At 68.6% G+C, this 9369-nt stretch carries 8 protein-coding genes and 1 pseudogene; 3 read left to right on the top strand and 6 right to left on the bottom strand.

What is annotated here, in order from left to right; all coding sequences use genetic code 11:
• Positions 1 to 358: 358 nt before the first annotated feature.
• From ACFE87_RS21675 to ACFE87_RS21650, 6 genes and pseudogenes are all read right to left on the bottom strand, one after another.
• Positions 359 to 2644 (bottom strand): TonB-dependent receptor family protein, encoded by a 2286-nt coding sequence (locus ACFE87_RS21675; protein ID WP_375461742.1) that lies wholly within the window; start codon positions 2642 to 2644, stop codon positions 359 to 361.
• 123 nt (positions 2645 to 2767) lie between these two features.
• Complete coding sequence (locus ACFE87_RS21670; protein ID WP_375461741.1) at positions 2768 to 3736, bottom strand: copper chaperone PCu(A)C; 969 nt, start codon at positions 3734 to 3736, stop codon at positions 2768 to 2770.
• 48 nt (positions 3737 to 3784) lie between these two features.
• Positions 3785 to 4159 (bottom strand): hypothetical protein, encoded by a 375-nt coding sequence (locus ACFE87_RS21665; RefSeq protein ID WP_375461740.1) that lies wholly within the window; start codon positions 4157 to 4159, stop codon positions 3785 to 3787.
• A gap of 108 nt (positions 4160 to 4267) precedes the next feature.
• On the bottom strand, positions 4268 to 5287 hold the full coding sequence (locus ACFE87_RS21660; protein ID WP_375461739.1) for an NADP-dependent oxidoreductase: 1020 nt from the start codon (positions 5285 to 5287) through the stop codon (positions 4268 to 4270).
• Between the two features lie 89 nt (positions 5288 to 5376).
• Positions 5377 to 6082: pseudogene (locus ACFE87_RS21655) on the bottom strand (NAD-dependent deacylase).
• 8 nt (positions 6083 to 6090) lie between these two features.
• Positions 6091 to 7254 (bottom strand): sensor histidine kinase, encoded by a 1164-nt coding sequence (locus ACFE87_RS21650; protein WP_375461738.1) that lies wholly within the window; start codon positions 7252 to 7254, stop codon positions 6091 to 6093.
• Positions 7255 to 7493: 239 nt separating this feature from the next.
• On the opposite strand from ACFE87_RS21650, the gene ACFE87_RS21645 reads away from it, so the two are divergent.
• From ACFE87_RS21645 to ACFE87_RS21635, 3 genes are all read left to right on the top strand, one after another.
• Positions 7494 to 7856: a histidine kinase gene (locus ACFE87_RS21645; protein ID WP_375461737.1), complete on the top strand. Its 363-nt coding sequence runs from the start codon at positions 7494 to 7496 to the stop codon at positions 7854 to 7856.
• A gap of 215 nt (positions 7857 to 8071) precedes the next feature.
• Complete coding sequence (locus ACFE87_RS21640) at positions 8072 to 8833, top strand: SDR family oxidoreductase (RefSeq protein WP_375461736.1); 762 nt, start codon at positions 8072 to 8074, stop codon at positions 8831 to 8833.
• A 170-nt stretch (positions 8834 to 9003) separates the two neighbouring features.
• Positions 9004 to 9186, top strand: a complete 183-nt coding sequence (locus ACFE87_RS21635) for a hypothetical protein (protein ID WP_375461735.1) — start codon at positions 9004 to 9006, stop codon at positions 9184 to 9186.
• Positions 9187 to 9369: the final 183 nt, after the last annotated feature.

Below are 9369 nucleotides of genomic sequence, written 5' to 3'. Positions count from 1 at the left end.
TCCCCTGAGCGCCCAGGCGCTCGCGCCCGGCCGGCCCTCAGGGGCGGCTAAGAAGGAGGAGGTTCGAAAGGAGGAGGCACGCCCGCCGGCGCGGATGCGGCACCGGTCCCGGCGCTATCAGGGTGCGTCAGGCGCACGGCCATCCTCGTCGCCCGGAGCAATGGTCCGGGCCGGTTTTGTGTAGCCGCCCTGCCCGTCGCAAGCAAGGCGCGTACGGCTGCCACCTTTGCCATTCCGGGGCTCGCCAGAGGCGAGAACCCGGAAACCACGGCTTGAACGCGGTGTGAACCGTCTTCCATTTGACGCGCTTCCGTGGGTTCCGGGTTCCGCTGCGCGGCCCCGGAATGACGGAGTGGGGTCAGTACACGTAGCGCAGCCCCGCGAAGACGCTTCTGCCCTCGCCCGGGTAGAAGATCGTCGTGGGTACAAGGCGGGCATTCGTGACCGCGCCGACATCGCTGATGAAGCGGCGGTCGGCGAGGTTGCGGGCGTCGAGATAGACCGAGAGGCCGCGGCCGAGATCGATTCCGGTCTGCACGCCGATGAGGCTGTAGCCTGGCACCTTCGAGGTGTTGGTGTGATCCGCGAACGGGCCCTCCGGCACCCAGTCGAGGGCGAGCGCGATGTAGAAGCCGTTCGGGTGTCGGTAGGCGAGCGTGGTCCGCAGCACGTGGCGCGGGATGCCGCCGATCTGGTTGTCGCCGTAGACGCGGTCCCGCACGAAGCGGAAGTCGTTGTAGGTCCAGACCTGCGAGACCGACAGCACGTCGCCCGCACCCGGACCCGAGACGTCGCGAAGGAGGTCGGCCGAAAGGCCGAGCTCGATCCCCTGGTGCAGCGTCCGGTCGGCGTTGAAGGTCGCAGCCGGGATACCAAGCGCGGCATTGGTGTTGAAGTTGATGAGCTCGTCCCGAACCGTCGAGCGATAGAAGGTGACATCCCAGCGCATCCTCTCCCACGAACCTCGGGTCCCGACCTCCGCCGTCCAGGCCTTCTGGGCCTGGAGCGGCACGAATGTGAGGCCGCTGACGTTGCTCTGGGCGAGGTCGGAGAAATCCGGCACGTCGCGCGACCTCGTGACGTCGGTGAAGAACTGGATGGTCGGCGCCGGCTGGTAGAGGAAGCCGACCTTCGGGTTGAACCCGTCGTAATCGCGGTCGGCCGCCCCGTTCGCGCGCGTGAACAGGTTCCGGAGGTCGCGCTCGTGGTGGAAGAGCTTGGCGCCGGTCATGAGGGCGAGTTCGGGCGTGATCCAGAAGCGGTTGTCGAGATAGCCCTCGTAGTTCTGGGCGCTCTGCCGGGCACTCGCGGTGAGGCCGCCGCGCTGGCCCTGGACGTTGACGTATTGCAGCGCCGAGTTCCGGCCCCCGAAGGCGCGGGCGCCGACGACGAGATCGTTGCGATGCCCGGCGATGTCGAAGGTGCCGGACCAGCGCGGCGCGACCCCATAGGTCGAGCCGTCCTGGTCGACGACCTGGAAGATCGGGTGGAAGAGCCGCTTGTGGATGAACCAGGAATCCACGTCGAGTTGTCCGGTCTCGAGCGCGAAGGAGGTGCGGTTCGCGATCCGCTCGCTCGAGACATCCCGCTTCTGGTTGCCGGAGATCACCGCGGCCGCCGCCCGCCGCGGGAAGGTGAGGGCGTCGAAGAGGTCGAGCGTGCCCGGCAGCTTTTGGCGGGTCAGGGATGTGTTGAGATAGAAGCGCGTCTCGATCCCGGGTGCGATCTGGTAGCCGAGATTCGCGTTGATCTGGGTGTAATCCTGGTTCTGGTGCGCCCGGAAGCCGTCCTGGTGCGACTGAGTGGCGTTGATCAGAACGTCGACGGGTCCCTCGGTTCGCGAGGCCTGGACATTGGTCCGGATCGCCCCGAACGAGCCACCCTCGATCCGGATCACGTTCTGGCCGATCGCCGTATAGGCGGTCGGGGTGACGAAGTTGATCGCCCCGCCGAGAGTCGACGAGCCGAAGATGAGCCCGTTGCCGCCCTTGTAGACCTCGACCGAGCGGAGCGAGAGCGGGTCGATCTGGTAGAAGTCGCCGGAGCCGTCGGCAAGGTTCAGGGGAATGCCGTCCTGCAGGATCTCGATCCCGCGGGTGTGGAAGCTGCGTGCGACGCCAGATCCACGGACCGACAGCCGGATCTCCTGGCCGTAGCGGCTTTGCGCGAAGACCCCGGGTGTATCCTTGAGGACGTCGGGAAGGTTGTTGGTGTAGCGGTTCCGAAAACTCGTCGCGTCGATGAAGGCGACCGAGCCGACCGTCGCGTTCAGGTTCGCGCGCTGCTGCTGCACCGATGGGACCGTGAGCGAGCCCCTGGTCGGCGGGCCGGCGCTTGGGTCGAGGCCGGGCGCTCGCGCCCGATCGAGCGGCGCGGGCTCGGCGCCGAACGCCGCCGCGACGACCGGCGGAGCCAGGGCCGACGTCTCGCGGCGAGCTGTTCGGGCAGGCGCCGGACGCGCGGCGACGCTCGGTCGCGGGCGGACAGGCGCCGGACGCGCCCGCTGGACGGGTGCCGGCACGACCACGGGCGGGAGCGCGATGGAGGCGCCGGAGGGCCCCGGACTCGTCTGGCCGAGCGCTGGGTGAGCGGCGAAGCAGAGGGCCAGGGCGGAGCTGGCGCGGGATGCGGTCTGTCGAGGCATGACGGAGTCCGTGCGGGGCGGGTCGCCTCGGCCTGCCGCAAGGCGGCTCGGCCGGGCCCCGGCTCGAGGGCGACGGGGGAGGCGGCGGGTCGCGGGCCGGCCGAAGCCGGCCGGCCCGGCTGCTCAGTGGTGCGCGGAACCCGGCTCGGGAGCGCGCGCGCCGAGACCCGCCACCGCGAAGATGACCTCGACCGGTCCTGCCTTCTCGAAGACGAGGGTGCCGCGCACGCGCTCGCCCTCTTTCACGCCAGCCGTCAGGTCCATGAACATCAGGTGGTAGCCGCCAGGCCTCAGCTCGACGCTCTGGCCAGGCTTGATCTCGAGCCCGCCCTCGACCGGCCGCATCTTCATGATGCCGGCCTCGGTCAGCATCTCGTGGATCTCGCCCCGGCCGGCGAGCGGGACCGATGCCGCGACGAGCCGGTCGGATTGCGTCCCGGTATTGGTGATCCGGACGTAGCCGCCCGCCACCTTGGCGCCGCCCGGGGTGGCCCGCATCCAGGGCCGCTCGACCACGAGGGTGCCGACCTTGGTCACCGGAGCCGGCTCGGCCGCCGTGGCCGTCGCAGCCGCCATGACGCGCACGAACGGTGCAGGCTTCGCGAGCGCATGGGCGTCCTGGCCGGCGGCCGGGATCTCGACCCAGCGATGGCTGCCGCTGGCGCAGACCTGCTCGACTGGGAAATAGACGCTCTGGCCGGGTGCGAAGCCGTCGGTAAGCCGGACCGAGAAGATAAATTCGTCGAATTGATCGGCCGGAAGACTGCTGCCGGTCCAGGTGATCTCCTTCACGCCCTCCGCGATCGTTGCCCCGTGCAGGTACGGGTAGGCGCGGGCATAGGGGCCTCGGGCGGCCGTGATCGTCCAGCCGGGCTTCACCATCGGGCGGGCGCCGATGGCGCCTTCCGGGATCGTCACCCGGACCGTGACGGTGGGGGATTGCTCGCAGCCATGGGTGATCTGGACGACGCCCCGGTAGACGGCATTCGCCTGGGCTTCGCGCCGCTCCAGCACGGCATGGGCGGCGGCGATGTGGGAACAGGCAACGAGGGCGGACGCGCCGAGCGCGCCGCGAAGGATGAAGGTATTCATGAGACAGGTCCCGTCAGGAAATGATCGATAGGGCGCGAAGCGTGTCGATCAGGCGGACGGAGGACCTCGGGCGCTGGCGGCGTGAACCGGTGGGCCGGTGGACAGGGCAGGGAGGCAGGCGCGCCAGAAGGCCGGCGAGGCTTCGCGGAGCGGCCAGGCGAGGACGTGGTGCGCAAGCTCCGGGACAGGAACGGGCGAGGCCGAGCAGGCCGCCGTGCAGCAGCCGTGGCTGTCATGCCCGATAGCCGGGCCATGGTTGGAGCCGTCGCCGGTGTCCTGGGCGCAGATCGGCGCGGCGCCCGGCCCGAACGAGGCTGACGCGGGCGTCATGGCGACCAGGAAGCCCTGCAGCAACAGCGCATAGAGCGCGATCACGCTGAAGATCGCGCGCGCCCTGCCCCTCGCTCGGAAGCTGCCGCCCATGGAACGACCGTGCGGCCGGGCCGGCGCGGCGTCAATGCGGCGTCCCGCTGCGGCCTCACCCCGGGTTCGGTGATCAGCCCTCCGTGGCGGCCCCGCCTCACCCTCGGGTCACGAGACCTTGACCAGGAGCTTGCCGAAATTGCGGCCCTTGAGGAGACCCATGAAGGCCTCGGGCGCCCGCTCGAGGCCCTCCACCACGTCCTCGCGATAGCGGATGCGGCCCTCCTTCAGCCAGGCACTCATGTCGCGGCGGAAATCGCCCGCCTGGGAGGCGAAGTCCCGCACGATGAAGCCCTGGATGCGCAGGCGCTTGGTCAGGATGGTGCCCATCAGCTGCACGGTCCGGTCGGGCCCGGGCGGCGGGGCGGTGTCGGAATAGTTTGCGATGCGGCCGCAGACCGGGATGCGGGCGAAGTCGTTGAGAAGCGGGAAGACGGCATTCCAGACCTCGCCGCCGACATTCTCGAAATAGATGTCGATCCCGTCCGGGCAGGTCTCCGCGAGACGCTCGGGCAGGTCCGGCGCGCGGTGGTCCACGGCCGCGTCGAAGCCGAGCTCGTCGAGGAGGAAGCGGCATTTCTCCGGCCCGCCCGCGATCCCGACGGTCCGGCAGCCCTTGAGCTTCGCGATCTGACCGACCGTCGCGCCAACGGCGCCGCTCGCGGCCGCGACGACGAGCGTCTCGACCGGCTTCGGCTGGCCGATATTCAGGAGCCCGGTATAAGCCGTCATGCCGGGCATTCCCAGGATGCCGAGCGCCGTCTGGACCGGCGCCGCCGCAGGATCGAGCTTGCGGAGGCCCGTCCCGTCCGAGACGGCGTGGGTCTGCCAGCCGGTCATGCCGAGCACCATCTCGCCCGGCCGGTAGCCGTCGTGGTTCGACCGCTCCACGACCGAGACCGTGCCGCCCTCCATCACGGCCCCGATCTCGACGGGCTTCGCGTAGGATTTTCCGGCATTCATCCGGCCGCGCATATACGGGTCGAGCGACAGCCACAGGGTCCGGAGCAGGATCTCCCCCGGACCAGGTTCGGGCAACGGCGCCGTTTCGAGGAGAAAATCCTCGGGTCGAGGCTCGCCCTCGGGGCGGCTCGCGAGTACGATCCGGCGGGTCTCGGCGTCACTCATGCGCTCTCTCCTTCCGGCCGCGGGGTCCCGACCGCGCTGGCGCAGCCGTTAGGGCCGGGCAGGATCGGCGGTCAAGCAGACGTCGCCGGTCAGGCCAGCATCCGATCCACCCAGGCCGGCACCGCCTCGCTCGCCGGCCCGTAGACGCGCTCGTCGAAGAGTCCGGCATTGTCGGAGGGTTCGAGGTTGATCTCGCAGGTCCGGATCCGGGCAGCCTTGGCTTCCGCAACGAAGCCCGCGGCCGGATAGACCGAGCCTGACGTGCCGATCGCGACGAAGAGGTCCGCGCGAGCGAGGTGGTCGAAGATGGCGTCCATCCCGAGCGGGATCTCGCCGAACCAGACCACATGTGGCCGCATTCCGCCCGCGCGACCGCAGGATGAGCAGCTGTCGGCTACCCCAAGATCGCCGGTCCAGTCGACGACAGCCTCGCAGCGGGCGCAGCGGGCCTTCAGGAGTTCGCCGTGCATGTGCAGGACCTGCCGCGACCCGGCTCGTTCGTGCAGATCGTCGATATTCTGGGTGACCAGGACGAGGGCGGAGCCGCGCTCCGCAAGCGCCAAGCCCAGCCGGGCCAGAGACCCCGTGGGCGTCGTTTGCCTCGGCTTCGAGAAGATTTTTCCGGCGCGCGTTGTAGAATTCGTGGACTCGGAGGGGATCGGCCGCGAAGGCATCCGGGGTCGCGAGCTTCATCGGGTCGAACCGGGCCCAGATGCCCGTGCCGGCCTTGTCCCGGAACGTCCCGAGACCGCTCTCGGCCGAGATACCGGCGCCGGTCAGGACGAAGATCCGCATCGGCGACGCTAGGGGGTGAGCGCGGGCTGGCCTGCAGGCGCGACAAGCGGAAACCGCAGTTGGAGCCGGAAACCGTCCGGGTGAAAGTCGGACGTCACCTGCGCGCCGATCTGCGCGCCAAGGACGCGGCTCAGCATGCGGGTCCCGAAGCCGTGCCGCTCCGGCGGCACGACCGTGGGTCCACCATGTTCAATCCAGCGCATCATCAGAGCCGGTTCGGCCGGGCCGTCCTCGACGATCTCCCATGCAACCTCGACACAACCCTCGGCCGCCGAGAGCGCCCCGTAGCGAGCGGAATTGGTGGTCAGCTCATGGATCGCAAGCCCGAGCGGGACAGCGGTTTCGGAGGCCAGTTTCACGTCGGGACCGTCCAGGGTCACACGGCCGGCGCTGGCCTTCCCAAACCCTCCGAGCTCAAGCTGCAAGAGGCTAAGCAGGGAGGCGGATTGCGAATCATCTTCCGTGATGACGGCATGCGCCTTGGCGAGCGCCCCGATCCGCCCGGACAGAGCGGTCTGGTACTGGGTCACGTTCGTGGCGGAGCGCCCGGTCGAGCCGGCGACAGCCTGAACGACGGCAAGCGTGTTCTTCACCCGGTGATGCAATTCCCGCGTCAACAGCGCCTGGTTCGCCTTGGCTCGGTCCCGGCCCGCGATGGCGCGGTCCCGCTGGGCGAGAGCGCGACGCAGCTCCAGCATCGACATCACCTGGCGGGCGAGCGTGAGAAGCCCGAAGCGCTGGCCCTCGTCCAGGTCGCGAACCTCGTCGTCGAGGACGCAGAGGGTGCCGAGCGGAATGCCCTCGGACGTCTCGAGCCGCACGCCCGCATAGAACCGGATCTGCGGACCGCCGGTGACGAGAGCATTCGCGGCAAGGCGCCGATCCTCCCGCACGTCCGGGATGACGGTCAGCCCCGGCTCGAGCGCCAAGCCCGGGCAGATCGAGATATCGATCGGCGTTTCCTTGAAGCCGAGGCCGATCTCGGCCTTGAACCATTGCCGCTGGTGATCGATCAGGCTGATGCCGGCGCGAGGCACCTGGCAGATCTGGGCGATGAGGCGGACGAGGTCGTCGAAGTCGGGTTCCGGCGGGGTGTCGAGGATGTCGTAGCTGTGCAGAGCGCTGATCCGCTCCGCCTCGTCCCACGTCCGTTGACTCGCTCGAGTACACATAAGCCCTGTATAAGCAATCAGCAGAGCGCTTGTTCCCCGCGGTCTAGCGCCCCTTCCAGTTCACGAAACGTTCAGGGCGATTGGGACTAACGGAAAAGCGCTCTATGTTGGCTCGCGAGAGAACGCGTAGAGGTATGAGCAGGGCTTAGGCCCTTATTCCGACCTGCCTGGAAACCCCTTTGTCACCTGTCCCGTCTTCATCATCGCATACGGGGGCCGGCGCCGGTGGCGCGCCCGTCGTGATGGTCGTCGAGGACGAGGCGCTGATCGCGCTGGACCTGGAAGACGTCTTCCGTGACGCCGCCTACGACGTCACCGGACCCTACCCCTCGTGCGGAGACGCCCTGGCCTCACTCAAAATAGCCCTACCCGACGTTGCCGTGCTCGACGCGACCTTGCGGGACGGGCCCTGCCTCGACCTCGCGCGCGAATTGCGCCGGCTCGGCGTTCCCTTCCTCATCTATTCCGGCCGGGACGCCTTCGAGGAGCAGCCGCCCGAGTTGGAGGGGGTTCCCTGGATCGAGAAGCCGTCGCGCCTCGAACTCGTGATCCGCACGGCCGCCGAGTTGATCGCCGATCGGAACGGGCGAAAGCCCGGCTGACTCGGGCGCGCTGCGGGAAGCTTGAAAGCCGGGCGAAGTCAGGCTTCTCTCCTTCGGTCACGAGCCGATCGGAGAGCCGCATCTGCGTCGAGAGAGGGGTTTCGCCCGGATCTTCAAGCCGGGGGTCTCGACGACATCTTCGCCTCGATCGGCCTTCGCCGCGAGCCGCAGGCGGGCCTCGAAGCACGCAAGACGATGAGTGGGAGGACCCGCGAATGAGACTGCAAGGCAAGATCGCCGTCGTCACGGGCGCGGGGTCCGGGATCGGGCGGGAGACCGCGCTGCTTTTCGCCCGTGAGGGCGCGACCGTCGTCGCGAGCGACAAGAACGCCGTGGCGGTGGCCGGGGTCGCGGCCGAGATCGTGGCCGCCGGCGGGACGGCCACAGCCGCCGCGGTCGACGTCTCGGTGTCGGCCGAGGTGAGCCGCCTCTTGGAGGAGGCCGTCGCGGCCCATGGCCGGCTCGACATCCTGGTCAACAACGCCGGCTTCGGGATCCCGGGCAGCGTTCTCGACACCTCGGAGGAGGATTGGAACGCGCTGATGAGCGTGAACGTCAATGGCGTCTTCTTCGGCTGCAAATACGCGATCCCGCTGATGCGGGCGGGGGGCGGCGGGGCGATCGTCAACACGGCCTCGACGACCTCGCGGGTCGGCGTCCAGAACCGCGCCGCCTACGTCACGTCGAAAGGCGCGGTCGCATCGCTGACGCGAGCGGTCGCGCTCGACCACGTCGCCGACAACATCCGCTGCAACGCGGTTGGGCCGGGCACGGTGGATTCGTCCTATTTCGACCAGATGTATGCGCAATCGCCCGACCCTGCCGCGTTCCGGCGGAGCCTCGAGATCCGGCAGCCGATGAACCGGCTCGGCCGGCCGAGCGAGATCGCCCAGGCCATCCTTTTCCTGGCGAGCGACGAATCCTCCTTCTGCACCGGGACGCTGCTCTTCGCGGATGGAGGCTGGACGGCGCGGTAGAAGGTTTTAGGTCCAAGACCGGACGCCCAGCCCAGCACCGGCTGGTTCGGAATCGGATCATGCGCGAGCCTGCATGGGCGAGCCCCGGCGTGAGGCCGAGCCGGGCAACAGGCCCGAGTCTCGAATATTCGTGTAAGTTTCCCTCAATTTTCCCGCGTTACGAGAAGGACATGACCTTCCATTTGAATCAGACCGGCACTGTCCGCCGCCCGGGCTTCGAAGTCTCGGTCGCCGATTTCAAACAACGCGCCTCCGACGGGCTCGTCTTCTGGCGCGGGCTTTTCATCGGTCTGGTTGCCGGCAGCGTGATCACTTATTGGCTAGGCGGATACATCGCGAGTCTTCTGCGCTGACGCGCGCGCTTGCGGAGCAATCTAGGGCTCTGCGCGCTCAGAACTGGCGTCCGCATGGCCTCGACGGCTCGCTCGATACAGGTTTCATCTCGCCGCAATTCAGTCGACGCATTGCGCAAGAGCCTGAGCACCACGCGAATACCCTGGCTTTGCGTGCGGGCGGTAATTCGGCATTAAAGCCCG

It is taken from the genome of uncultured Enterovirga sp., from assembly GCF_964242715.1.
Taxonomy (GTDB): domain Bacteria; phylum Pseudomonadota; class Alphaproteobacteria; order Rhizobiales; family Beijerinckiaceae; genus Enterovirga.
This window is presented reverse-complemented; position numbering and strand designations above follow the sequence as displayed.

What these genes read in the sequence shown, in the direction of transcription:
- ACFE87_RS21675 (WP_375461742.1), bottom strand. Translation starts at nt 2,644, where the DNA reads ATGCCTCGACAGACCGCATCCCGCGCCAGCTCCGCCCTGGCCCTCTGC.
- ACFE87_RS21670 (WP_375461741.1), bottom strand. Translation starts at nt 3,736, where the DNA reads ATGAATACCTTCATCCTTCGCGGCGCGCTCGGCGCGTCCGCCCTCGTT.
- ACFE87_RS21665 (WP_375461740.1), bottom strand. Translation starts at nt 4,159, where the DNA reads ATGGGCGGCAGCTTCCGAGCGAGGGGCAGGGCGCGCGCGATCTTCAGC.
- ACFE87_RS21660 (WP_375461739.1), bottom strand. Translation starts at nt 5,287, where the DNA reads ATGAGTGACGCCGAGACCCGCCGGATCGTACTCGCGAGCCGCCCCGAG.
- ACFE87_RS21650 (WP_375461738.1), bottom strand. Translation starts at nt 7,254, where the DNA reads ATGTGTACTCGAGCGAGTCAACGGACGTGGGACGAGGCGGAGCGGATC.
- ACFE87_RS21640 (WP_375461736.1), top strand. Translation starts at nt 8,072, where the DNA reads ATGAGACTGCAAGGCAAGATCGCCGTCGTCACGGGCGCGGGGTCCGGG.
- ACFE87_RS21635 (WP_375461735.1), top strand. Translation starts at nt 9,004, where the DNA reads ATGACCTTCCATTTGAATCAGACCGGCACTGTCCGCCGCCCGGGCTTC.